The 23,402-nt window shown below is 36.1% G+C and carries 22 protein-coding genes; 5 read left to right on the forward strand and 17 right to left on the reverse strand.

From position 1 onward, the window contains the following. The first annotated feature begins 380 nt into the window (after window positions 1-380). The 4 genes from H4J50_RS13575 to H4J50_RS13590 all read left to right on the forward strand — a co-directional run bounded on the left by H4J50_RS13575 (window position 381) and on the right by H4J50_RS13590 (window position 3,162). Window positions 381-884, forward strand: a complete 504-nt coding sequence (locus H4J50_RS13575) for a hypothetical protein (protein ID WP_182257026.1) — start codon at window positions 381-383, stop codon at window positions 882-884. 25 nt (window positions 885-909) lie between these two features. Next, window positions 910-1,191 carry a hypothetical protein gene (locus H4J50_RS13580; RefSeq protein ID WP_182257027.1) on the forward strand — a complete coding sequence of 94 codons (282 nt, stop codon included), beginning with the start codon at window positions 910-912 and terminating at the stop codon, window positions 1,189-1,191. A 382-nt stretch (window positions 1,192-1,573) separates the two neighbouring features. Further along, window positions 1,574-1,873 carry a hypothetical protein gene (locus H4J50_RS13585; RefSeq protein ID WP_182257028.1) on the forward strand — a complete coding sequence of 100 codons (300 nt, stop codon included), beginning with the start codon at window positions 1,574-1,576 and terminating at the stop codon, window positions 1,871-1,873. After that, window positions 1,873-3,162, forward strand: coding sequence for a site-specific integrase (locus H4J50_RS13590; RefSeq protein ID WP_182257029.1), 1,290 nt, complete (start codon window positions 1,873-1,875; stop codon window positions 3,160-3,162). Before H4J50_RS13585 ends, H4J50_RS13590 begins: the two co-directional genes overlap by 1 nt. Before the next feature lie 70 nt (window positions 3,163-3,232). Here the strand turns inward: H4J50_RS13590 and H4J50_RS13595 are convergent, their stop codons facing one another. The 13 genes from H4J50_RS13595 to H4J50_RS13650 form a co-directional block, all read right to left on the reverse strand. Continuing rightward, window positions 3,233-3,562: a YbaB/EbfC family nucleoid-associated protein gene (locus H4J50_RS13595; protein ID WP_108455318.1), complete on the reverse strand. Its 330-nt coding sequence runs from the start codon at window positions 3,560-3,562 to the stop codon at window positions 3,233-3,235. Window positions 3,563-3,625: 63 nt separating this feature from the next. Continuing rightward, window positions 3,626-5,866 carry a DNA polymerase III subunit gamma/tau gene (dnaX, locus tag H4J50_RS13600; protein ID WP_182257030.1) on the reverse strand — a complete coding sequence of 747 codons (2,241 nt, stop codon included), beginning with the start codon at window positions 5,864-5,866 and terminating at the stop codon, window positions 3,626-3,628. Between the two features lie 9 nt (window positions 5,867-5,875). Continuing rightward, a complete protein-coding gene (gene apt / locus H4J50_RS13605; protein ID WP_108455316.1) occupies window positions 5,876-6,421 on the reverse strand; it encodes an adenine phosphoribosyltransferase in 546 nt (181 codons plus the stop codon). A 54-nt stretch (window positions 6,422-6,475) separates the two neighbouring features. Next, window positions 6,476-6,859 (reverse strand): response regulator, encoded by a 384-nt coding sequence (locus H4J50_RS13610; protein WP_108455315.1) that lies wholly within the window; start codon window positions 6,857-6,859, stop codon window positions 6,476-6,478. A 21-nt stretch (window positions 6,860-6,880) separates the two neighbouring features. Next, window positions 6,881-7,003: a hypothetical protein gene (locus tag H4J50_RS19690; protein WP_259366249.1), complete on the reverse strand. Its 123-nt coding sequence runs from the start codon at window positions 7,001-7,003 to the stop codon at window positions 6,881-6,883. A gap of 322 nt (window positions 7,004-7,325) precedes the next feature. Continuing rightward, window positions 7,326-8,576, reverse strand: coding sequence for a hypothetical protein (locus H4J50_RS13615; protein WP_108455314.1), 1,251 nt, complete (start codon window positions 8,574-8,576; stop codon window positions 7,326-7,328). A 2-nt stretch (window positions 8,577-8,578) separates the two neighbouring features. Further along, window positions 8,579-9,196 (reverse strand): energy transducer TonB, encoded by a 618-nt coding sequence (locus H4J50_RS13620; protein ID WP_108455313.1) that lies wholly within the window; start codon window positions 9,194-9,196, stop codon window positions 8,579-8,581. Between the two features lie 3 nt (window positions 9,197-9,199). Next, window positions 9,200-9,601, reverse strand: a complete 402-nt coding sequence (locus H4J50_RS13625) for a biopolymer transporter ExbD (RefSeq protein WP_081149207.1) — start codon at window positions 9,599-9,601, stop codon at window positions 9,200-9,202. 12 nt (window positions 9,602-9,613) lie between these two features. Beyond that, a complete protein-coding gene (locus H4J50_RS13630; RefSeq protein ID WP_077285344.1) occupies window positions 9,614-10,138 on the reverse strand; it encodes a MotA/TolQ/ExbB proton channel family protein in 525 nt (174 codons plus the stop codon). Then, window positions 10,138-11,487: a MotA/TolQ/ExbB proton channel family protein gene (locus H4J50_RS13635; protein WP_182257031.1), complete on the reverse strand. Its 1,350-nt coding sequence runs from the start codon at window positions 11,485-11,487 to the stop codon at window positions 10,138-10,140. Before H4J50_RS13635 ends, H4J50_RS13630 begins: the two co-directional genes overlap by 1 nt. Further along, a complete protein-coding gene (locus tag H4J50_RS13640) occupies window positions 11,487-12,266 on the reverse strand; it encodes a DUF3450 domain-containing protein (protein WP_108455311.1) in 780 nt (259 codons plus the stop codon). Before H4J50_RS13640 ends, H4J50_RS13635 begins: the two co-directional genes overlap by 1 nt. 496 nt (window positions 12,267-12,762) lie before the next feature. Then, complete coding sequence (locus tag H4J50_RS13645) at window positions 12,763-13,455, reverse strand: 2OG-Fe(II) oxygenase family protein (RefSeq protein WP_182257032.1); 693 nt, start codon at window positions 13,453-13,455, stop codon at window positions 12,763-12,765. 7 nt (window positions 13,456-13,462) lie between these two features. Then, a complete protein-coding gene (locus H4J50_RS13650; RefSeq protein WP_108455309.1) occupies window positions 13,463-14,194 on the reverse strand; it encodes a 2OG-Fe(II) oxygenase family protein in 732 nt (243 codons plus the stop codon). Window positions 14,195-14,324: 130 nt separating this feature from the next. Between H4J50_RS13650 and H4J50_RS13655 the strand changes: the two genes are divergently transcribed. After that, window positions 14,325-16,166, forward strand: a complete 1,842-nt coding sequence (locus H4J50_RS13655; RefSeq protein ID WP_182257033.1) for a tetratricopeptide repeat-containing sulfotransferase family protein — start codon at window positions 14,325-14,327, stop codon at window positions 16,164-16,166. Here H4J50_RS13655 and H4J50_RS13660 read toward each other — a convergent pair. The 4 genes from H4J50_RS13660 to H4J50_RS13675 form a co-directional block, all read right to left on the reverse strand. Further along, on the reverse strand, window positions 16,142-17,320 hold the full coding sequence (locus H4J50_RS13660) for an aspartyl/asparaginyl beta-hydroxylase domain-containing protein (RefSeq protein WP_182257034.1): 1,179 nt from the start codon (window positions 17,318-17,320) through the stop codon (window positions 16,142-16,144). The genes H4J50_RS13655 and H4J50_RS13660 overlap by 25 nt on opposite strands. Next, complete coding sequence (locus H4J50_RS13665) at window positions 17,317-18,222, reverse strand: class I SAM-dependent methyltransferase (protein WP_182257035.1); 906 nt, start codon at window positions 18,220-18,222, stop codon at window positions 17,317-17,319. The genes H4J50_RS13660 and H4J50_RS13665 overlap by 4 nt, the downstream gene beginning before the upstream one ends. A gap of 1 nt (window position 18,223) precedes the next feature. Beyond that, on the reverse strand, window positions 18,224-20,059 hold the full coding sequence (locus H4J50_RS13670; RefSeq protein WP_182257036.1) for a tetratricopeptide repeat protein: 1,836 nt from the start codon (window positions 20,057-20,059) through the stop codon (window positions 18,224-18,226). 164 nt (window positions 20,060-20,223) lie between these two features. Continuing rightward, window positions 20,224-23,115, reverse strand: a complete 2,892-nt coding sequence (locus H4J50_RS13675) for a TonB-dependent receptor domain-containing protein (RefSeq protein WP_182257037.1) — start codon at window positions 23,113-23,115, stop codon at window positions 20,224-20,226. Window positions 23,116-23,402: the final 287 nt, after the last annotated feature.

Genomic DNA, 23,402 nt, shown 5'->3' on the forward strand with positions numbered 1-23,402 from the left:
ACTTAATAGAATATGGTTTTTTAAATGCCATTTAGTTTAGTTTAAAAAGTAAGTCATTGTTAATAATAAAAATAGACAATGAAAAAATACCACAGTAAAAAAAATACGTCAATCTGACCGCATCACAACCTTTTAGCCACACAGAAACAATACCACAAAAACCATTTTTTGTAAAGGTTACAATGACTTATGACTATGTAATACTGTTTCACGAAATCAACGAGGCGGAATATAAAAATTCAATAAAGCCTTTTTATATACGTTTATAAATCAATTTCGAAGATATGGGCATGACGATGTTCTATCAACTTAAAAACTGAGGAAATCAGAATTTTCGGTTTCCTCAACATAAATCAATTTTATATATAGGAAACTTAAAAATGAAAACAAGTAAAAAAGATTACAGACACAATACTAGTAAAGTTTCAGTTATCTCGCCTGAATCAAGTACGTTTATCAATATCGACAGAATGGTGAAGCAAGTTAATAAAGCTTCCTCAGAAAGTGAAATGGTAAAAGTTAGTGCTAAGCACCGTAAATACCTTGCTACCAAGATGCTCACACATGATCAAGTTGCTCTTTTTATTTTTCAGGGCTGCGTGTTAATTTTCGAAACTTTTGAAAATATGCCACCTCAACTCATGGAAAATAATATAACAATAAATCACATGATAACCATGAGTGATGCTTTATGTGATGAAATTAATTTAGGGAAAATTGAAGAGGAGGATGTTTCCTGTTTTTCTTACTTAGTTAGAAATTACATTCAGATATGTGATGAGTTGAAAATGTCCGTCAGTACCGAAAATGGTGATGTTGCAGAGTTGCTATCAATCTATCTGCTCATAACATTTGAGTACATCACCGTAAGTAAAGCAGCATAAACAATTAATAAAGGATCTTAAAATTATGAATTCACTCGAATCAATTAAATCTAAGGTGATTGAGCATCCCTACACTTCTTCTTCTAAGGTATTAATCCAAGCTGCGGCTTCGGCTTGTAGTGAAGATTATGGTGTCAACCTTTGTCAAGCATCTTATAAGCTGGATAGAGATAACAAAAGGCTACTATGGGAGTTAATGAATATCACTCTACAACCTGATTTTAGTAATAAAGCACAGTATGAAATGTTGGTATGGCTTGAAAAAGAAGGATTTCTAGAATGTGCTACGAAGTACAAAAAGTCATAAATAAAACAATTATAAAAAATACAGGAGGATTAAAAATGTAGTTAAATTATAAAATAAACAAACAAAACATTTTTCAATAAAACAGGAGTTTGCAAGTGCAAGCTTTTAAACAAAATCAAGCAGTATATCGGAGGGCAAAAAACTAATATTTTGTTCTAAGCCCTCCTTTATCTAAATTTTACAAATTTTCAATACTAGAGGTCTAAAAAATGAAAAATTTTAAACTGAAAACCCCACTACCTAGCTATTTAATAGCTCCCCCTACGTGTATAAAAAAACATAAACCTGGACAAAATCAGTTACTTACAAAAAAGCCATGTATACTTAATGTAATTAAGCCAATAGATAATGTGAATCTATTTATTTTTTGGGAGGTTATTTTATGCGAACAAATCTAAATACATTATTTTCTATTATGGATAAAGATAAAGCAGCAATATTAGAAGGTGTAATAAGTGACCTAGAATCTAAGATTGAAACAATTCAATCTTCTCTAAATAGTCAAACTAGTCTCTGTAAATGGGTTGTATTAAATAAAGCAGCAGAACAGATTGGCATGACTACACCTGCTTTACGCCACAGAATTAAAAGAGATCAATATCCAGAAGGTATTGTATGGAAACAAAGAAGTCGTAAAAGTACCATTTTTATTAATTTAGTAGAGTTAGAGGAGTACCTATAATGGCGAATAATAAAGTTCCAACTAAAGCTGAGATTAAAGAAAAAAAACTACAAAATAAACTCAAAACAGCTAAAAATGTGGAAGAAAGAAATGGAAAAATTCGTATTCAATTTAAATTACCAGATAGAGATAAATATATCTGGCGATCTATTGGAATAAAAGCTACTGAACATAATATCGACATTGCAATTGCAACCTTAGTTGAGATAAAGACAGATATTAAGTCAGGTTGTTATGAAAAGAACCCTACTAAATTCTGGATTGATCACTTCCCGTTATCAACCGAGGCAAAATATAGAAAAAAGGTAATACGGCTTAAGGATCTTTTTGAGCAATATGCTAAAGAAAGAGAGCATGAACTAAGCTACTCAATGAAGAACAAACTTAAAACATGCAAAAATTGGGTTGATAGTTTTAAGTTACTAAATAAACCTGTTACAAGTATCACCTGTAAAGACCTTGATAATTTGAGACAAAAATCGTTAAAAACTCGTATGGTGGTAACAGTCAGAGAGTATAGCCATATTTTACACCAAGTATTAAGGTTAGCGACTTTAGGTGATGATCCTATTATTGAAAATGATCCATTTAATGGTGTGAGAGCTTTTGTTAAAGACAATCATAACAAAAAAAATTATCTCATTAAGCCATTTTCAAAAAATGAGCTGACCGCACTAATTGATGCTGTGCATATCCCTCAAACTAAATTATTAGTTGAATTTCTGGCTTGGACTGGTTTAAGGCATGGAGAGATGAAAGCTTTAGCTTGGGAAGATATAGAGTTCCATAACAATTGCCTCTACGTAAATTATAACCTTGATCGTGAAGGCAAGCTTAAGCCACCTAAAACGGAATCAGGAGTCAGAAAAGTAGAGATGTTGCCAGCTATTGTAAAACTTCTAAAAATACAGAAGGAAAAAACATTTAAAGTTCCCGCAAAATCTGAAACGATCTACTTTTTAAATAACAGAAGCACTACTATAAAAAGAAGACGAGTTTTTTTAAGTAGAGGCAATAAGCCGTATAAACGACCTGAATTAACCACAAATCGAAATCATTGGGCTACATGGTTGATGGAGGCAGGACTTACTTACAGATCAGCCTATCAATTAAGGCACACATTCGCTAGTCAGATGCTAATGGCAAGAGCAGATACTATGTGGCTGGCTAAACAATTAGGTCACGCGAATTGGGGGTATGTACAATCCACCTATGCAAGATGGATTGAGGAAGAAAACCCTGACTATATTCAAGGGTTAGCAAAAAATTTGGGTCAAGAGTATGAATAAATTTTATTCCCTCTGTATTCCACCTACTAAAAAGCCGACATAAAAGTCGGCTTTTTCATATACTTAACAGCTAAAACGGCATTTTCATCCCTGGAGGCATTTGCATGCCGCCAGTTAGTGCGCCCATTTTGTCTTTGTTTTGCTCTTCTACACGACGTACAGCATCATTCATTGCAGCTGCAACTAAGTCTTCAAGCATATCCTTGTCGTCTTCCATTAAACTATCGTCAATAGAGACACGACGAACATTGTGGTTACCTGTCATTGTTACTTTAACCATGCCAGCACCAGATTCGCCTGTGACTTCCATGTTGGCTAACTCTTCTTGAGCTTTTGCCATTTTAGCTTGCATTTGTTGGGCTTGTTTCATTAAGTTGCCCATGCCACCTTTCATCATAATTTTAACTCCAAAAGTAATATGCCGCCAAAGATAGTGGTTAACGGCTAAAATTTCAAGTAGCGATTATCGTGCTACAACAGTTTCTTGATCAAGTTCAGCTTGAAATTGCTGCTGCAAGGCAATAACAATTTCATCTTCTGCTAATACTTGTTTTGCATATTCATAGCGTTTGGCATTGATATCTGATTGAATTTGATATGGATCTGCTACTGTTTTTTCAACAATATTTAATTCAACAGTGACTTTGCGTTGCAAGTATTCAGATATGTGTACTTCTAGTTGTTTATGAGCCGCATCACTATTTAAATGTCTTATAGATTTATCTAATTGCAAAATCAACAAATCTTCAGTAGATTTTTCATCAATTGTCGCATGAATTGCTAGCTGCCTTAAACGAGCAATTAATGACATACTGTCAATCATATGCGCCCATTTATCAACCTGATTTGCCAATTTAATCGTGGCTGGGTTAATCACATCTTCAGTATAAGGCTGTTCAGGCAGTGTCGCTAAATCAGGTACATTGGGTTTATCTAATGTTATATTTTCAACAGCATCTACATTTGATTGACCTGCTTTATCTAATGGCAGACGCATGTCAGCGCCATTAGACTTTTTTACGCCCTCCTCCATCGACTTTTTACGACTTCTGAGCATATTTCGTGTTTCAATAGCAGCAGTAACATTCGATGCATATGGCTTTTTTTCATCAACTTTTTCTGGTATTTCATTACTGTGAATTAAAGATGAATCGACTGATGTGTCAGCTACTTTTTCTAAAGAAGTTGAAGGTTGCGTTAAAAAATCTACTTCAGGTTTTGTTTGAACAAATGCATTAGCTTCCTGTTCAATTGCTAACATTTCTTGGCTTAACGCTTCGTTCTCATTAGCAAAACTATCGATATCTTCATCTGAATTTGTCGATAAAGTCTGCTCCTCGTTAGCATAGTTTTCTTGATATTCACCTTCATCAACATTACTTGCTATAGATTCAACAGACTCTGCATTGATCATTGATGAATCAACAGTATGTGTTTCTTCCGTTAATGTAAGTCCAGAGTGTTCATGTACTGTAGATTTTTCTTCACCTACATTGTCTGCCGCTAAGTTATCCTCGTTGGCTAAAGGCATAACATCGGCGAGTGCCAATTCATCTAAATTGATACTCGATGAGTCAGCAGTCATACCTTTTGTCACATCAGGAAGCTCTTGGCTATTGGCAACAGGTTTAAATGCAAGCAAGCGTAATAACATCATATCAAATGCCGCTTGTTCGTCATCGGCATAAGGTAAGTCTTTTCTAGCTGTTAGTACTATTTGATAATAAAGCTGTACGTCTTCAGGAGACATCAATTGGCAAAAACGCATTAACATCTGTTGATGCTCAGCCGGTAAGCTAAAATTAGACTTTACCACCTGTGTCATCGCAATTTGATGTAATAATTGTATTAATTCAGCAGATAAACGACTGTAACTTGGCGCGTACGAAGCAATAGAAAGAGAGAGTTGCATCAAAGCTGAAGCATCTTGTTTCAGCAACGCGATAAGGATTTTAAATACCCAATCACGATCGACGCCACCAAGCATTTGTTGAACATCATGTCTGGAAATGTTGCCGTTACCCTTAGCAATACATTGATCTGTTAAGCTCAAACAATCGCGCATACTACCACGGGCAGCTTTCGCAAGAAGTGCAATAGCCTCAAGATCGAAGGTTACACTTTCTTTGGTAAGTATTTCCGTTGTTTTATCGCTAATTTGTTTAATTGTGAGTGCTTTTAAATGAAACTGTAAACAACGCGAAAGAACAGTAACAGGTAGCTTTTGTGGGTCAGTAGTAGCAAGAATGAACTTAGCATGTTCGGGAGGCTCTTCTAGTGTCTTCAACAAAGCATTAAAACTACTTTTGGAAAGCATGTGTACTTCATCTATTAAATAGACTTTATATCTGCCTCTAGTTGGCGCGTATTGAACATTATCTAAAATTTCACGCGTATCATCGACTTTTGTACGAGAAGCAGCATCAATTTCAAGTAGATCAACAAATCTACCTTGGTCAATATCAACACAAGCATCACAAACACCACATGGTGTTGCGGTAATACCTGTATCGCAATTTAGGCTTTTAGCAAAAATTCTGGCAATAGTCGTCTTACCGACACCTCGAGTACCAGTAAATAAATACGCATGGTGTAATCTGTTTTGGGAAAGTGCATTAACGAGAACAGTGACAATATGTTCTTGTCCCATTAGCTCGCTAAAGGATTTTGGACGCCATTTTCTTGCTAGAACCTGATAGCTCATATTTTGGCCTTAATCACCAGCATATTGCAATAAAGAGAACACAGATAAATCCATGCCTTTGAGTTTTTCTTCTCCGCCTAAATCTGGTAGCGATATAACAAATGCAGCATCAGTAACTTTAGCGCCTAAACGCCTAATTAACAGAGTCGTTGCTTCAATTGTGCCACCAGTGGCAAGTAGATCATCTATGATTAATACATTATCGTTTTCATTTAACGCATCTTGATGAATTTCTAAAGTGTCTTGACCGTATTCCAGTTCATAGTCTTGCTTAAAAGTTGCTCTTGGAAGTTTACCTGGCTTACGCACAGGTACAAAACCGACTCCCATCGCTACCGCTAATGGAGCTCCAAATAAAAAACCACGAGCTTCAGTCCCTACAATTTTAGTAAATCCGCCATTTTTAAATTTATCAGCTAAAATATTGATGGTGAGTTTAAGCGCTTCAGCATCATCAAGAATGCCGGTTACGTCTCTAAATAAAATACCAGGCTTAGGATAGTCGGGAATGGTATGAATTGCAGATTTTAGTATATTGATTTGTGATTCAGTCATGTTCTATAAGTCAAAATATATTTTAGTTACAGAATAAAGCAATTCTGTGAAAAATTATAGTGACTGACGACGAGTATTTGGCAATAGTAGATCATTTACTAAGTTAATAAAATTAAGTTGATCTATAGGTTTGTCGATAATCGCACTAAACATCAGTGTATCACAGAGGTATTGAACCGACTTTATGCCTTGTGTAGTCATAAATATCACTGGAATGTCTGCAAATAATTCATGCTGTCTAATGTGTTTAGTTAATTGAATCCCATTCATAATTGGCATTAAATGGTCGACTACAACTAAATCAAAACTATTATTTAATAATGCTTCTGATGCATCTAAACCATGACATGCCGAGGTCACAAAGTATCCTTGGGCGGATAACAAAGCCGTAAGGTTCTCTATTATGATCGGATTATCGTCTACAACGAGTATATTCATCCTAAATAAAAGTACCTTTGACTAATTTGATAATAACGTAAACCAACCAGCTAACATTGGTAACAATGGTGCGGCGAACATGACCAAAACAGCGGTTAATATGTGGAGAATTGAGGTGCTATCTGTAAAGTTATCTTCTGACATAAAAGGTACCCAGTAGGTTGATTAATCGGCGCGCATTGTAGACCAAAGCTTTTACAAAAGGTAGTTTTTTTTAATTGAGCGTATAGAACTTAAGTAGTATTGGAGAGGTTTGGAGTACAAATTTTTAATACTTTTTAACTTTATCTTTAGTACGGAATGACCACAATAGCCATCCATATTAATATCGATTCAAACATGAAATCAATGTGCCAAGTAAATATAGTATAAACGTTTCTTGATTGTTCGACATGAGAAAACCATATTTTAAATATAAAAAAACCAGCCTATCTGGCTGGTTTTTTATTGAAGCTAAATAATAAACTTAGATGGCTACATTTTTACGTTGCGCTGTATCTTTAATAAAGCCAACCCAACCCTTAGCAGACTTACGAGTCTTAGGATCTTTCATGGCTAAATTAATAGCTTTATAAGCTTGTTTATACTGTTCTAAATAAAAGTGAGATTCTGCAATACTCATATGCAGTCTACCCTCATTTGTAACACCAAGCTCTAAAGCTTTGTTTAACGCGACAATAGCGCCCTTAAATTGCTCATCTTGCTTCAATAACATACCTTGTTTGCTGTAATGCTTAGCAAGGTTAGTCATTTTAGCTAGTTCACCGTAATAGCTCGCTGCTTTATCAATATGTTGAGCTGCATGCCAGGCATTAGCTAATGAAGATAAGTTTTTATCATCACGAGTTACTAGTCCTGAATCTATATGCTTCTCTAAAAGTAAAGCGGCTTTATATGGCACTGCATTTTGCGAATATAAACTTGCCAGTGTTTTAATTTCAGATTCTTTAACAAGGAAACCTTGTTTATAAGCTAGGTCAAGTGTTTCTAGACCCTTCTGATAATCCTCAATTAGCAAATAAAACATGCCAAGTTGAGTCCACCAAGTTTTATCTTCTGGAAATATTTGAACTACAGTTTCAAGCGTTTTAACAGCTTCCTTAAATTTCTTAGTTTCATAATAAGATGTAACTTTCAAAATGTAAGGGTTTTTGTTTTGCTTGTCGCCATAAGCTGCAATGGCATTATCTGCTGGCACAATCATTTTATCTAATTGCTTCAACGCATAATGTGCATTCGCTATTTTAGTCCAAGTATCGCCATCTGATTTACCTGTAAAATCCATCCAAGCTTTATAATTGACTAATGCCTCTTCATAAGCTTTGGTTTGCATCTGTAAATCAGCTAACAACTTAATAGCGTCGCCATGCTCTACTTCGTTAAGAATATCAGGTTCAACAGCTAGCTTAAGATATTTAATAGCATTATCTTCTTCGTTACCAATACTTGCATACATAACAGCAATAAAACGAGAAACATAAGCTTTATCAAACTCTTTACTAGCATCAATATCTAATAGAATAACTAAAGCACCTGGAATATCATCTGCAGAATAAGCTTCAAACGCTTTAGCCACTTTTTTGCCGACACTAGGGCCAACTAATTGTGTTTTACGTTGTGGCTTTTCCGCATCAGCACCTGCTGCTGATACAGTTATAGGCAATTGAATTAGAACAACTGAAATAATTAACAGTAAAGATGAAAAAATCTTATTCATTATTAATTTCCTCCGTCCATTTTAAAGTCAAGACGTACAGTCAAACCAGGTTGTCTCATAGGTTTACCATCAACAACTTTTGGTTTGTACTTCCATTTTCGCAAAGCACGTTTAGCTTCTTTGTCGAAAATTCGTTTTGGCTCAGCTTCAATAACATCAACGTCTTCAACACCACCAATTTCATTGATAGTAAATGAAAGCGTTACCCAACCTTCTTTACCATCACGAGCAGCTTGTATTGGATATTTTGGTTCAATACGAACTATCGGTGTTGCATCTCCGTCTCGACCAAAACCAGCGCCAGGTGCAGAAATACCTGCGTTAGCTCCAGCTAACTGAACACCAGGCATATTGAACGTTAGTCCACCTGTGTCGTTATTAGTCTCAGGCTCAGGAGCTTGAGGCTTAGGCGGCGTTTTAGGCGGCGGCGGCGGCGGCGGCGGAACACGTTGACGGCGTTCTGCTGCTGACTTAGGTGGCGTCGTATTAACTTCTACAATGATATTTTCTAAAGCTTCTTCTTTGGTTCTATCACCGCTAGAAACAAGAAACGCCATAAAAGCAAACAAAGCAAATGTTACTGCCGCGCCTAGTAGTATAGATACTAAAAAGCGAACCATAGACTACCCCTTAGCTGCAGCGATAGAAATTCTGTCTATGCCCGCTTCTTTAATTGCATCCATTACTTTAACAACAACACCATGTTTCGCGTCTTTGTCAGCTTGAATGATTACAACATCAGTTGGTTGCTCAGCCAATAATTTTTCAATATTGGCCGCTACGCGCTCAACATCTACACGACGCTTGTCTAACCAGATCTCGCCATTATCTTTTATTGCAACAAAGATATTAGCTGACTTTTGTTTAGACTGATTAGCCGCTTTAGGTTTATTAACTTCAATACCAGCTTCTTTTACAAAAGAAGTAGTTACGATAAAGAAAATCAGCATGATGAATACGATGTCAAGCATCGGTGTCATATCTATTACTGCTTCTTCGTCTTCACGAATACGTTTACGTGCCATTCGAATATCTCTCTAGTGATGAGGTAAACTGTCAACCAGTTTAGCCTTTGCTAGTTTAACTTTAGCGTCTAACCTTGAACTGAAAAACACACCTGATAAAGCTGCAACCATACCCGCCATTGTCGGGATTGTTGCCATTGATATACCAGACGCCATCAGACGCGGATTACCAGTACCTTGTTGTGCCATTACTTCAAACACACCGATCATGCCGGTTACGGTACCAAGTAAACCAATGAGTGGACACATTGCCACCAAGGTTCTAATTGTGAGCATACGTTGCTCTAGTAGTTCTGTCGCTTCGGAGATCCAAGTATCTCTAATTCGATGTGCATACCAAGAAGTAGTATCTTCTCTCGCATCCCAACGTCCGACGATATCGTCTTTCATTTTTGGATAAACTTTTGATAAGAACCAATAACGCTCTATCATCATTATCCACATCAATAAGAGAGCGAAGGCAACAACGTAAAGCACGTTACCGCCAGTCGCAATAAAACTCCTGACAGATTCCCAAAGCTCTATCAGGAATAACATTATTTAGACTCCTTCTCGGCAATCGCTGCGATTAAGCCAGCGCTTTGCTCGTCTAATTTTTGTAATACAGACTTACTTCTACCAGCAACAATGCTGTGGATTAAGATAAGTGGCAATGCACAAATCAAACCTAGGGCAGTTGTTACAAGTGCAAGAGAGATGTTACCCGCCATAATTTTCGGGTCACCTGTACCAAATAATGTAATCGTTTGGAAGGTCATAATCATACCGATTACTGTACCTAATAGACCCATTAGTGGTGCAATTGCAGCGAACATTTTGATTAAGTTAATACCGCGGTCAACTTTTGGTGTTTCGCGTAAAATAGCTTCATCAAGTTTAAGTTCAAGTGTTTCTGCATCAACCGACTTGTTTTCAAAGTACACTTTTAATAAGCGACCAAGTGGGTTGTTGTCATTAGGTTGGTCAAGGTTCTTCTCTTGAGCTTTAATTTTAGAACTCATAGCACCAAGAACTATCATACGCTCTAGAGCAATAAGTAGACCAAAAAATAACAATACAGTAATGGCATAACCAACTTCTTTACCTTCATGGTAGAATTCCATTAATGTTTTCTTACGCGTTTCAAGCGTTAAGATAGCACCACGAGATGGATCCACATATAAAGGAGCGTAACCTGAAGTTACACCGAAGAATGATGAAGCTGCACCAGCAATGTAACCTGCAGGTTGTTTAGCTAGTGGTTGTACTTGACCCACTTCATCGTTGTAGTTTAAGTAGCCATTTTCAGATACTAAGTTGAAAGTACCGATACGTGTAACAGATTCAGTAGACTTTGAACCATCTAAGTTAGTTACTTCAGTAGTAAACTTAGAAATTTCACCTGATTGAGTCATTTCAGTTTGAAGTGCAAACCAAAGTTCTTCAAGTTGCTCAAGTTCAGGAATCGCTTTAGAGTTAGCGATTTTGTCTAAAGCTGCACCACGACCTGGGTATTCAGCTGAAACAAGTGACGTTACGATTGAACCGTAAGCATTAGCTGCAGCTGCACGACTTACACCGAACATTTCACCTAATGTACCTTGAGCGTTGTCTAGCTCTACAGCTTTCTGCGCTAAGGTAATTTCGTTATCAGCATATTCTTTAGTTAAACGCTTATTACGAGCTTGTTGGTCTGCTAAATCTTTTTTAGCTTTATTCAATAAAGCTTGTTTGTCAGCACGTGCAGAAGTAAATTCCGCTTCACGTTTTTTATCAATTTTAGCTTCAGAAATACGGTCATTTTTAACTTGTTTTAACAAGTCATCTAACTGATTAGCTGATGCTGAAGCTGAAGCTGCTACTGTCATTGAAGCAGCAAATAATACTAAATTAATAACTTTTTTCATTATTTTTCTCCTGCTGCAAATACTGGTAGTTTAGCTAAATCAAGTGGTAATTGCTTACGAGCCATACGAACGGCATCAGTTACAGGTTTCAAGTATTCGTCACCTAAAGCTTCCCATGCGCGTTTATCATTGTTCCAAACCCAAGAGTTTTTCATGTCAAGAGATTGAGCAACAAATGAAATACGTCCCATGTGGACAAAGTCTGCAGTAATCATACGATCACCTAAGTCAAGCTCACCTTGATACACACCGAATATAGTGCCGTAACTGGCTTCAATTTCATAAGCTTCAAGTACTAAACGAAACTGTTCAGATACTGAAACGTCTGAGTCACCCATTACATCACGTAAACCAGCAATACGCTCTTTACGTGCATCAATGTTCATAGGAACATCAAGGTCAACAAACTTGTCTAATGTGTCAATCATTTTATACATCAATGGCACTACGCCTTGCTTGGTTTTATCTATACCAGCAATTTGATTTTGTAAAGATTGAATGTTGGCTTTTTGATCGTCAACCATAAGCTGAACGTGATCGTTATAACCTTTTAACACATCAGCTTCGTCAACTGTATTACGGTACTCAGCTAGTAGCTCTTGAGTTTGACCATAGATATTGTCGATTTTGCTTTGTGATTTGCTTGAAGCTTTAAAAATTTGAGCTTCGGCTTTTTGTAGATCTGTTAATGCGTCTGCAGCAGCGAAGTTGCTTGCTGAAAATGCTAGTGCGCCGATTATCGTCGATGCGATAAGGCTTTTCTTGCTTAATTTGGACATAGTTCCCAACCAATTGCTATTGAATTTTGATAACAAACTTTATTGTTAACGCAAATTTAATAATCTGCCATTTTAAGTTTTAATTTGTTTAGAATAAAACCATGCAATATTCCCAGAGGACAGCCTAACTGTCAACTAAGTACATTTAAAAGTCTGCTTATTTTACTTTTAACAAGTAAAGTAAACCTTTCGTAACGAGAATAGAACAATATATTCATTTAATAAAGAACAAGATTGATTTAATCGATGTTACAGAAGTCCTCTTAATTGTAAAAATATGTGCTCCCTATGTTTTACTAACTCTTTCGTAGTAAGTCAAACGATATTAGTGAATTGGCGCTTAATTCCTCTCTTTTGCTTCTTAATTGAACAATAATTAAACTTCACTAATATCAGGGGAGTAGTAATTAACTTCGTTAAAATTGGGTGAATGCTAGAATAACAAGCTAATCTAAAGTGAATTTCACCCTTTAATTTGCGTATTTTAAAATCAATATCAAGCTCGAAACCAGCCGGTAATTGAATATCGATTTTTGGGTGCAAATGGGGCAATAGAGGTCACAGAATGTACTTTATCAACATTAAATAATGTTAATGAATTAAATGCAGGAGACCAAGATCTCATTGGGGTTCCATCTTTTTCATAAAACTGTAACAACCCACCACAATCAGGGTGCCAACCTTCAGTAAAACCTAGCACGTAGGCAATACGTCTTGTTTCTCCGGGAATATTATCGATATGACGTGTTAAAAAGTCACCTCTGCGATATCGAGTTGCCTGGCCATCTGCAAAATTTAATTCAGAGTTACTGGTAATTTCTTTAATAACCTCCAGCGTATTTTCTGAATTCAATAGTCCTAAAAAGTTACGCAACTCTATTAATGAGTTTTGTTCTATTTTATGTCGCCCGTATAAAAAACCACCCCCGTTAGCTGCCAGCTTATGGATGTCTTTATACAATTGATTTTGTGTTGTCACTGGTAATGCTTTGATTTCAGCATCAGTAGCTTGCCTATTTTGTCCATTTAAGTGAAAAGCATTAGCAAAGTCTACTTTAGTTTCCAATGATATTTTTAATTTATCTAGGCCAGGTTGTGCTAAAAAATCAAACACTCTGACAATACCATTTTTAGAAAATTCATCTTTTAATGTTGATATGTTTGTAATGTTTTTTATTTGAATAGTCATTTAATACCTATAATTCTTTTGGGTTTTCGCCACTTCTAAGCCACCCTGTTATGGATAGTCTATGACCTGTTGCAAAAGGTGAGACATAACCAACGAGATGATTAACTGGTACTTTAAAAACGTTTATTTCATTAAACGATGGAGAAAAACTTTTTTCAATTTCTAAATTACTATTAAGTATATGAAGCGCCCCACCCCAATCAACACACCAGTCTTTTGTTAAATTAATGACAAATGCCGCTATTCTGTTTTTGCCCTTAACATCGTCATTATGGCAACTAAGAAAGTGACCGGCCTTAAATCGAGTGATTTGCGCATCTAAAAAAGTGATTTCAGGTGCATCTAATACCTCTCTAAAGTAATTTAATACCAACTCACTGTTTAAAAATTTAACAATGTCGTTGAAAAAATGTTGCGGCATTAAGTTATCATAGTAAATATCGTAAATTGGAATGGTTTCATAAAAGTACTGAAAATCATTTTCCGCTTGTTTATGCACTAACTTTATCAGATTATTTTTATGGCTATCATCCCAACTTTCTACATCTAAACTATTTGAGTCTTGATGAATGCCATTGTTTTTAAATACCAAGTTCCATTGCTCTTGAACTGATATTTTATCATGGATAAAGTTCGCAGTTTTATTTGTTAAGGCTGTCTCTAACTTTACATAACCATCATTTAAATAGCTCTGCTTGAGTTTTGCTATATCTTTAGTTTTATTCAAAGATAATTTCATCTTTTACCTCAAGGTTTTCCTGTGAAACACTTTTATTAGCGCATAATTTTACTGTATTATCACATGCATATATTAAATAACCACTATGTGTTTGTTACTCTTGTCGCATACACCAATAAAACATTGCCCTATGACTTTAAGTGAATCGTTAAAAATAGCAGAATCTGCCCATCAACAAAAACAATTTGAAGTGGCTGAAAAAGCATATTTGAAAATTATTAATGAATACAGTAATAATGACGCAACTTATGGCTTAGCAACTTTATATGCTCAGACTAAACAATTTGAACGAGCCATACCATTATTTAAGGATGCGCTAGCTAAAGAGCCTTTCGCACTAGATATTACGCTTAATTATGCTATGTGTTTAAGTGCTCTAAATAAATCTGATTTAGTTTTAGCGTTAATCGAAGGTATTAAAGATCGATTACCGAACGATACACACATTATAAATTCATTTTCTCATTTATCTCTGTCAATCAAGCAACCAGAATTATCACTTGAAATAGCGACAAAATATGAAAACAATAATCCCCAAACAAAAATAATTTGTGCTCAAGCATATATGCAATCTGAACATTGGAATAAAGCAGTAGCTCTATGGCAAAAGGTAGGCATGTTACCGTCACAACAGGCTGTTATACAAAAAAACCTATCCATTTGCTACGCAAAGTTGAGGCAGTATAGAAATGCCATTAGCGCTTTTGACCTTTTTCTTAAACACACTCCAGTCAATAGTATTAACTTCTTAAAATTTGCTGATTTATATATTCTTGCTCGAGATGTAAAGCTAGCGAGAGTTCAATTAGACAAAGCCATAGCCCTGAACGATACTAGCTTGACTAAATATGAAATTGAAATACGCGTTTGTCGTTTTGAAAATGCTCAAGCGTCAGCATTAATTGCCGCTGACAACGCCTTAAAAATAGATCCAAGTAACTATATTGCATGGGGCGCTAAACAAGAAATTGGAGCTCAATATAAGCAAGTAATTAGTTGTTTATCGCATCTTTTGGATGACTCGATAGATAATAATTACCAGAACCAACAAAATTTATTTATTTTAGCAAAAGCCTATGAAAAATTAGCACAATACCAACTGGCTTTTCGCTGTTTTAGTAAAGCCAATAATTTGCAAGAAGATATTATTCACCGTCTTAATTTAGCCTATGACCTTCCTAGTGCTGAAGAGCATAATCAATTTCTCCAGCAAGTTACCTCTTCAAATAAAATAAAACAGTTAACCCCTAGCCATATTTTTATTGTCGGTATGCCCAGATCTGGCACAACGTTAATGGATCGAATGTTATCTCAGCACCCGAATATAGAAAGTAGTGGCGAAAATGAAGCACTAGCATTATTTATTGAAAACAAAGTTAATGCGCAAAAAGAAAACATTGAAACCAATTGGGATGACTTTTTTAGTCAAAATAGAATTGAAATACAGCGTTCATATAACAGTAAAACGGCACTAAACGCAGACATTATAGTAGATAAAATGCCTCATAACTTTCGTTATGTGGGTGCTATATTATCTATTTTTGAACAAGTTAAAGTCATTCAAATGAGAAGAACGCCTGAAGATTTGGCATTATCAATTTTCTCTCAACCCTTTGCTCCACATCATAACTATGCAGCTAATTTAAAAAATATTGCCCATGCAATATTTCAAGCAAATAAGTTAATGGACTTTTGGCGAGATAGCTTTCCGGAACAAGTCATTGATGTAAGTTATAATCAGCTAACGACTTTACCTAAAGACGAAGCAAGGTTGATCTTTAAGTTTTGTAATCTAGATTGGAATGATGACTATCTAAACTTTCACAAAAAGCATGTTAATAGTTTTACCTTTAGTGAGCTGCAAGTAAGGCAGCCAATTAATACCAGCAAACAAAACTTTGCTCGACATTATGAAGAAGAGTTATCAACATTTAGACAGTTTTATAATCAATTAACCCAAGGTAAATGCTGACTCCTAGCCTCTAACCATTGGCTGCGAGCTTTGAAGCTCGCTAAAATAGATTTTTGTTCTTCTTTAGATAAATCAGGGTGCCAGATAGAGAATATCATCACCACGCGATCTTCTTCTGAAGGATTAATAGCTTCATGTATAAAAGAGTCATCAAAAATAATGACCTTACCTTTTTGCCACGACCTAATTTCATCTGCTACGGTTAAATAACCGCCTTTTGGTACAATAATCGGTAAATGTACCGTCAAACTATGATTAGATTGTCCAAAGTGCGGCTGGATATGCTGTCCTGCTTTTAACAACGAAAAAAACACTTCAAATGGTTTTTCATCGACCTTATATAAAGGGATGCCTGCCAATATTTTTGCTGTTTTAGGCATTAATGACAATAAACTATTATTAGCTACGCCATCTTTGTATATATTAAGTGCCGTCCAATTTTTTGAACCTACTAATGATTCAAAACCTTTTACTTTATAACCACTATCTAAATATGGCACGCCTTTTTGCTCAATTAAACTCAGGAGCTTACCAAATTCATCTGTTAAGTCATCAAAGCTTTCTTCAAGTAATTGGCACCAATCAAATTTATTACTCTCATGGATAGGTTTAGCGTCAAGTTCAGGAATGTAGAATAAATGTGGTTTTTGACCATCTGTTAGGTAATTTACCTGCTCATTATGAGTTTGTGGCCATATAGCGTTTGCTATTCTTGCACTGCCCTTTGTAGATTCAACACTTTGTGAGTGTAGTTTAGTGAAGTGAGAACGTAGTGTATTATTTGCGTGATGAGATCTTACCCGGGTTTCATAAGATAGCTTTTCGTTTTGATGCATTAAAGTCAACCTAGCATCAATATCATTACCTAATGAGTATAAAGCTAAAGCCTTTTCTAGCTCGCCGATTTGTTGGAAAAAGTAACCACCATAAAGGTAGGCTTTCAAAAGCCGCTTGTCATGTTTTATGCAAGCTAAATACGCATTTCCAGCATTTTTTGTCTCGCCAATTTGCTCTTCAATGATAGCTAGTCGATAAAGTTGCTCTAAGTCTTTATCATTTGTAGCGATGTATTCTCTTAATAATTCCAAACCCTGTTGGTTATTCTGGCTATTAAATGCCTGATCTATTTGTTCTAATAAGCTTTTATTGCTCATAGCTTATATCCCCTGATTTTCCAGCCCATAACACCTGCATTGTCATTCAACTGTATCAATTTAAAAGATACTTTAGTGCCCAACTTTTCAAGTGAAGTACAGAGCTTCTGCACTTTATCTTTTGATAAAGACGCTAAAATCAATTGATTTAATCTAGAGTTTTCTGCATCAATTCTTGTTTTCATATCTTTAAATGCTTTCAATATAACGACAAGGTTTTGATTTTGATTTTTAAGTTGAATAAGTTTATCAATTGCCAGAAAAACCTGACCTGTAATGGCATCACTTTTGCTCCAAGTAGCATTGTTAAGAATTTTTTCACCCTCTTCATTCAATTGTTGCAAAGTCAAAGATCCAGCTAAGAACAACTCAAAATTATCCAATAAGCCACTTGCAAGCAGTAAATTAAACTCCTTTATTTTATCCTTTGCAGGAATGACTACTTCACTATCTTCGTGGTGGATAACAAACAAAAATTGTCCTTTATGCTTTAAAACTCTCACTAGTTCAGGGATAGATAAATTGAGTTTTGAATACTCTAAGCCAAATTGACTTGTCACAGCGTCAAACACACAATCGTCAAATGGGAGTTTTTGAATATTTATATCAGGAATAAAATGAACGGTACTTAGCAGCACACTTGCATCAGTGTATTTTTTGGGGTCTATAGAGGCGCGATCAACTGCGGTAACTTTTAGGCTTTTATTAAATTGTAATAAACGCCTTGCAACACTGCCATTACCCGTTGCTAAATCTAGCACAGTTGAACAATGCCTTAACTGTAATGAAAAACACCGCCAAATATCTGAAAGTATGACATGGTCTTCTGTATTACTCTTTGTAATACAGCTCTCTTGATGGTTATTTTGCCAGTATAATGACCAAGCTTCAGTCTTTTCCATACTAATCCTCTCTTGGCGTTATATCACACGGTGCGGTTAACCGGAAAATATCAGCAGGTCCGTTAAAAGGTATTGTTCCATGCCAAACATATGAGGGAAATAAAACAACTAACCCAGCATTAGGTGTGACAATTTTCGATACTTTTTCTCGCTCTTTTAGATTCATCGAGCTTTCTCCGAATTTTATTGCACCTGCATGCTCTGAAGATTGATCGTATTGAGAGAAATCAGGTACTTTCACATAAAATGATGAACTCAACCAACCTTCAGGATGAACATGATTAACATGGAAACCATTGGGTTTAAGCTTTACTGACCATGAACCAGAAAAGTTTACGTGATTAGTTTTTCTCGACAATAGCGGGTGTAAGCTATCATCAGGCAGTGACGATATATAATCTAGAGTGACCTCTTTAAACGATTTTTTGAGATCAATAATTGGCTTTATCGGTTGATAAAAAAGTCTACCGGGTGTCTGCGTGCCAAACTTTAATGTTTGTTTCAAAGGTTCATGCTGTGTCTGATGCATTGTCAATAAAGCAGCCTCTAATTCATCTAAAAACATAGCCCTTGAACTATATCCATTGGGTACTGGAATATCATAGGTCTGTATATGTTTCTGATAATCTACTAGCCATTCATATCGTGGGTCATTAGTCAGTCTCCAGCAGATACTCTTATAAGCGATGAGTAGTTGATTATGAGGCGCTATTTTCTCAGCGTAAGCTATTTGATGCAGCGCTTTATCATAATCAAAATCTATGATTAATAATTCGATTAAATCTAAAGCATTTGAAAGTTTATATTCATTGAGCAGTGCTGGCTCTATCAGTGAGATTGCCAGTTTAATTTCGCCCTCTGAAGCTAAAAACTTACCTTTTAAATGCAAAAGCTCAGGCGTTTTACCAAGCTTTAATGCCTCTTCAACTACCACCGATGCTTGTGCTTTAGCCCCAGAGGAAAACAAACTCTCAGCATAAGTATGCCGTAATCGGGAATTATTCGGTAAATGTTCAATTGCAAGTTTAAAGCTTTTACCAAACTCACTTTTCTTACCTGTTTGCCAATAGAATTCATTCAGTGTTTCATGCACTTCACAATTATCTGGTGCTTTTCTTAGTGCATTCCAGTATGCCTGTTCTGCTGCAGGATAATTACCCATATCAAATTGAGTATTTGCTTCATTAAAGTCAATGTCAGAGATGTTTGGGGCAATAAGTTTCGCTTCGTTGAAACACTTAATCGCAGCAGAAAAATCACCCGTCATGCGGTAGGCTATGCCTAGGTTATGTAAAGCATTTACATAACGAGGATTTACACTCAGTGCTTGCATATAATAAGCTATAGCAGCAACGAAATCGTGTTCAGCTTTGTATATATTCCCGAGCGATGTTAAGGCTGAAGTATTATTTTTAGACAAGTTTAGCACTCGTAAAAAACTATCTTTTGCTTGCGTTAATTTCTTATCCTGTAAATATAATAAACCAAGGTTTTTGATCGCATCGACATATTGAGGGTGTAATTTAATGGCTTTATTGTAATGAAATTCTGCTAACTTACTATTTGATATTTGTTTATAAGTATTCGCAATATTATTATGAACTTGTGACTGATTATCGTTAATCTTTAAAGCGCTATTGAAATAACTAATCGCCTTATCAATATCGCCATCAGCTTTATAAGCCATCGCAGCCAAATGCATTACATCCCCATGATCACTCGCTGAGATTAATAATGGCTTAAGTTCTTTCAGCACAAGTTTGACTTGGCCTTTTTGAAATAAAGAAAATAGTTGTTGAAGTTTAATGGTTATATTTGAGGAGCTAACATTTTGCATATTTTATAGTATCTATTTTTATAAATGTAATTTAGCAGCGTCATATTTAGTTTTATTACCATACACCATCTTACGTTAGATTAAAAAAAAAGTGACCAACAAACGTTGGTCACTTTTTTATTTCTTAATACTTAATTAAAACTAAAGTAAGTTTTAATTAGTGATTAATTAAACGTGTAAGAAGCACTCAAGAATACGCGAGGACCAATTACGTCATACGTTTCTGGGAAAGTGTTAGCTTGTGATTGTGACTCACCTAAAGCAGTAGGTTCTTCATCAAATACGTTTTTAACACCAAAGTTAACATTTAAGTTTTCGTTAACTAAGTAGCTTGCACTTAAATCAACATAGATAGCTGCATCAATTTCAGAAACAACTAAGTCACTACGTGTAATTGGGTCATCACCAATTAGTTGGTCATCATCAGTTGAACCGATGTAACGTACTAAAGCAGATAATGTTAAATCGCCATTTGTCCAGTTAACACGAGTGTTAGCTTGGAACTCAGGTTGTGGGTTACCACAAGTGTTACCGTATGAACCAGCACATTCGTTGATTGTATCTAAACCAACAACTGGAACTACGTCAGACGTATCAAGGAATGTAGAACGGAATTGAATGTTCAAGTCAGAACCACTATCAAACAAACCAAAATCAAGTTCAGTATTGTAAGTTACGTTAAAATCAACACCGCTTGTTTCAATTGATGCAATGTTTGCATTCAATGATTTAACAACGTCAACATTACCGTCTGCACGACGACTAATGTTTTGACATGTTTCATGCGATGCATCTTTAACAACGTTGTAACAAACGTCAAGCGTGTTATTTACACCGTATACAGAAATAGCATCTTCGATTTCAATTTTGAAGTAATCAATTGTGAAATCTAAACCTTCAAATGGTTGAACAACAATACCAACAGTAAGCGTATCAGAAGTTTCTTCTTGAAGATCTGAGTTACCACCGAATGAACCTTCGATTTGACCGTTAGCTTGTTCGAAAACACCGATTTGGGCAGCTGATACACCGTCAGCAAGACAAAGTGCGTCACTTGTAATACCAGCTTTGTAACCATCTACAGCACATGGATCAACCGCACCTGGGAAGCCTGCAGACGCACCTAAGAATAACTCAGATACATTTGGAGCACGTACTGATGATTGGAAGCCAACACGAGTGCTGATCCAGTCAGTTGGTGCCCAGTTTATCGCTGTAGCGAATGATGAAACACGACCAATGTTAGAGTAATCAGCAAAACGTGCTGCACCCCAAAGGCTTAAGTCTTCAGCAAATTCTTTACCGCTCATAAGTGGAATAGAGAATTCTGTAAAGATTTCATCAGAGCTATATGAACCAACAGTTGCTTCACCAGCATTAAAGCCTAGTACATCACCTGCAGCTAAGAATTCATCTGGACGGTAAGTTGATTCGTCTTGACGTTTTTCATAACCAAAAACAACACCAACTGATTCTTCAGCGCCTGGGAAAGTAAATGGTAATGCACCAGATACCGTTGCCATGAACACTTCTTGTTTAAGTGTAGTCGCGTTAGTTGCACCAATATTAACAAAGTCTACAGCTTCATCAGAAATGTTGCCTTCACCGAAAATATTAAGTGGAACACAACCGCCTGATGTATCTTGACACGCTGTAGCATCGTCATTAACTAAAATAGCTTGTTTAAAGCGTGAAGCTGCAACATCGTTATTTAACAGTGTTGTGTGGTCTAATTGTGAACGACTGTAATAAACATCGTATGACCAATCGTCATTAATGTAACCGTCGATACCAACTAAAATACGCATTGCATCACGTGTATCGATAGATTGGCGTGAACCGTTTTCTACCATACGACGACCAACAAACATATCATAAGTGCCATCAGCATTTAATGCTGATTCAAGAAAATCATCTGACTCATCATCAGGAGTTCCATTATTATTTGTTACTTGTGCAGTTAAGATTGCATTTTGAACATCAGCACCAAAAAATGCACTGTTAGGGTTTACTGTAATTGTTGTAAACGCTGGAGTTGGTGCTAATTCTTGTGGAACTTCGTTACGAATAAAAGAAAGTTCACTGTAGATACGAGTCTCGTCATTAATGTAAAAATGAGAGAATGCGTTCATTGTTAGACGTTCTTGAGGTAACTGTAAAAAGTTATCAGGTGCATAGTTAAAACGATCAGCGCCTGTAAATGCAGCACCAGTACCATCTGGAAGGAAACGACCTAAGCTTGAACCAGCATTTGCACCAGTGTTAAGCGTTGGACCACCAAATACACGAGTACCTGGAATACCAGAAGAACCACCAGCAATTAATTCGCCATCGCCTTCAGTTAAAGCAACACTTGCAAAGTCACGGTCGCCTTGGAATAAAGGTTCACGCTTTGAGTAACCAACGTAAAGTACTGCGTTACCACGGTCATCAGCAAAGTTGCCACCCATGGTTAAATCTAAGTTGAATTTTTCAGCATCGCCTTCAGTCGTTACATCATATAACGTTGAAATTTCAACACCTTCAAAATCATCTTTCATTTTAAAGTTAACAACACCACCGATTGCATCTGAACCGTATACAGCAGAAGCACCACCAGTGATGATTTCAACGTTTTCAATTAGAGAAGCTGGAATCGTGTTTAAATCAACAACGCCTGATTGGTTAGCAGGAACCCAACGACGACCGTTAACCATAACTAAAGTACGAGAAGTACCTAAGCCACGTAAATCTACTGTTGCTGTACCGTCACCAGGGTTGTTTGAGCTAGGACCAAACGAAGGTAAAGTAGAAGGTAACTCAGCAAGTTTTTGCTCGATGTTAAGGTTACCTGAAATAGCGAATTCTTGAGCGCTAATTTCGATAATAGGTGTTACAGCAGTTAATTCAGAACGACGAATACGTGAACCAGTTACCTGGATACGTTCAACACCTTTCTCTTCTGCAGCTGCTTCTTCAGCAAATGCCATAGCACTTGGTGCAGCTAGAATAGTTGTTGTTGCGCCAGCTACAAGAGCTAAGCGAACAGCTTTAGTAAGCTTGTTACTTTGATACATTGATATACTCCCTGGACCACTTTCGTGATACTAGTGTTTAATTTCAAGACTATGTTGTCTTGTTGTTGAATTACTTATTGGTTGAAAACCAAATCTGTCAGCTAAGATATTAAACTTAATCTTGTTAATGGGTCAACACAAACAGTTACGTTTTATTTACATACTTCAGCAATATCACTAAAACACATTAGAAAAAACATAGATTAGTCGCTAGATACAATAAGGTATTAATATGACTTTATTTACAAAAACTTACTTACCAAAGGTTATAACGATTAAGTAAACAC

The organism is Colwellia sp. 6M3 (assembly GCF_014077595.1).
GTDB lineage: Bacteria > Pseudomonadota > Gammaproteobacteria > Enterobacterales > Alteromonadaceae > Cognaticolwellia.

Bases quoted from the DNA above. Each gene is read 5' to 3' on its own strand.
- H4J50_RS13655 (WP_182257033.1), top strand. From the start codon at position 14,325: ATGACTTTAAGTGAATCGTTAAAAATAGCAGAATCTGCCCATCAACAA.
- H4J50_RS13635 (WP_182257031.1), bottom strand. From the start codon at position 11,487: ATGAAAAAAGTTATTAATTTAGTATTATTTGCTGCTTCAATGACAGTA.
- H4J50_RS13620 (WP_108455313.1), bottom strand. From the start codon at position 9,196: ATGGTTCGCTTTTTAGTATCTATACTACTAGGCGCGGCAGTAACATTT.
- H4J50_RS13660 (WP_182257034.1), bottom strand. From the start codon at position 17,320: ATGAGCAATAAAAGCTTATTAGAACAAATAGATCAGGCATTTAATAGC.
- H4J50_RS13640 (WP_108455311.1), bottom strand. From the start codon at position 12,266: ATGTCCAAATTAAGCAAGAAAAGCCTTATCGCATCGACGATAATCGGC.
- H4J50_RS13590 (WP_182257029.1), top strand. From the start codon at position 1,873: ATGGCGAATAATAAAGTTCCAACTAAAGCTGAGATTAAAGAAAAAAAA.
- H4J50_RS13585 (WP_182257028.1), top strand. From the start codon at position 1,574: ATGCGAACAAATCTAAATACATTATTTTCTATTATGGATAAAGATAAA.
- H4J50_RS13675 (WP_182257037.1), bottom strand. From the start codon at position 23,115: ATGTATCAAAGTAACAAGCTTACTAAAGCTGTTCGCTTAGCTCTTGTA.
- H4J50_RS13580 (WP_182257027.1), top strand. From the start codon at position 910: ATGAATTCACTCGAATCAATTAAATCTAAGGTGATTGAGCATCCCTAC.
- apt (WP_108455316.1), bottom strand. From the start codon at position 6,421: ATGACTGAATCACAAATCAATATACTAAAATCTGCAATTCATACCATT.
- H4J50_RS13575 (WP_182257026.1), top strand. From the start codon at position 381: ATGAAAACAAGTAAAAAAGATTACAGACACAATACTAGTAAAGTTTCA.
- H4J50_RS13650 (WP_108455309.1), bottom strand. From the start codon at position 14,194: ATGAAATTATCTTTGAATAAAACTAAAGATATAGCAAAACTCAAGCAG.
- dnaX (WP_182257030.1), bottom strand. From the start codon at position 5,866: ATGAGCTATCAGGTTCTAGCAAGAAAATGGCGTCCAAAATCCTTTAGC.
- H4J50_RS13645 (WP_182257032.1), bottom strand. From the start codon at position 13,455: ATGACTATTCAAATAAAAAACATTACAAACATATCAACATTAAAAGAT.
- H4J50_RS13630 (WP_077285344.1), bottom strand. From the start codon at position 10,138: ATGTTATTCCTGATAGAGCTTTGGGAATCTGTCAGGAGTTTTATTGCG.
- H4J50_RS13610 (WP_108455315.1), bottom strand. From the start codon at position 6,859: ATGAATATACTCGTTGTAGACGATAATCCGATCATAATAGAGAACCTT.
- H4J50_RS13670 (WP_182257036.1), bottom strand. From the start codon at position 20,059: ATGCAAAATGTTAGCTCCTCAAATATAACCATTAAACTTCAACAACTA.
- H4J50_RS13615 (WP_108455314.1), bottom strand. From the start codon at position 8,576: ATGAATAAGATTTTTTCATCTTTACTGTTAATTATTTCAGTTGTTCTA.
- H4J50_RS13665 (WP_182257035.1), bottom strand. From the start codon at position 18,222: ATGGAAAAGACTGAAGCTTGGTCATTATACTGGCAAAATAACCATCAA.
- H4J50_RS13625 (WP_081149207.1), bottom strand. From the start codon at position 9,601: ATGGCACGTAAACGTATTCGTGAAGACGAAGAAGCAGTAATAGATATG.
- H4J50_RS19690 (WP_259366249.1), bottom strand. From the start codon at position 7,003: ATGTCAGAAGATAACTTTACAGATAGCACCTCAATTCTCCACATATTA.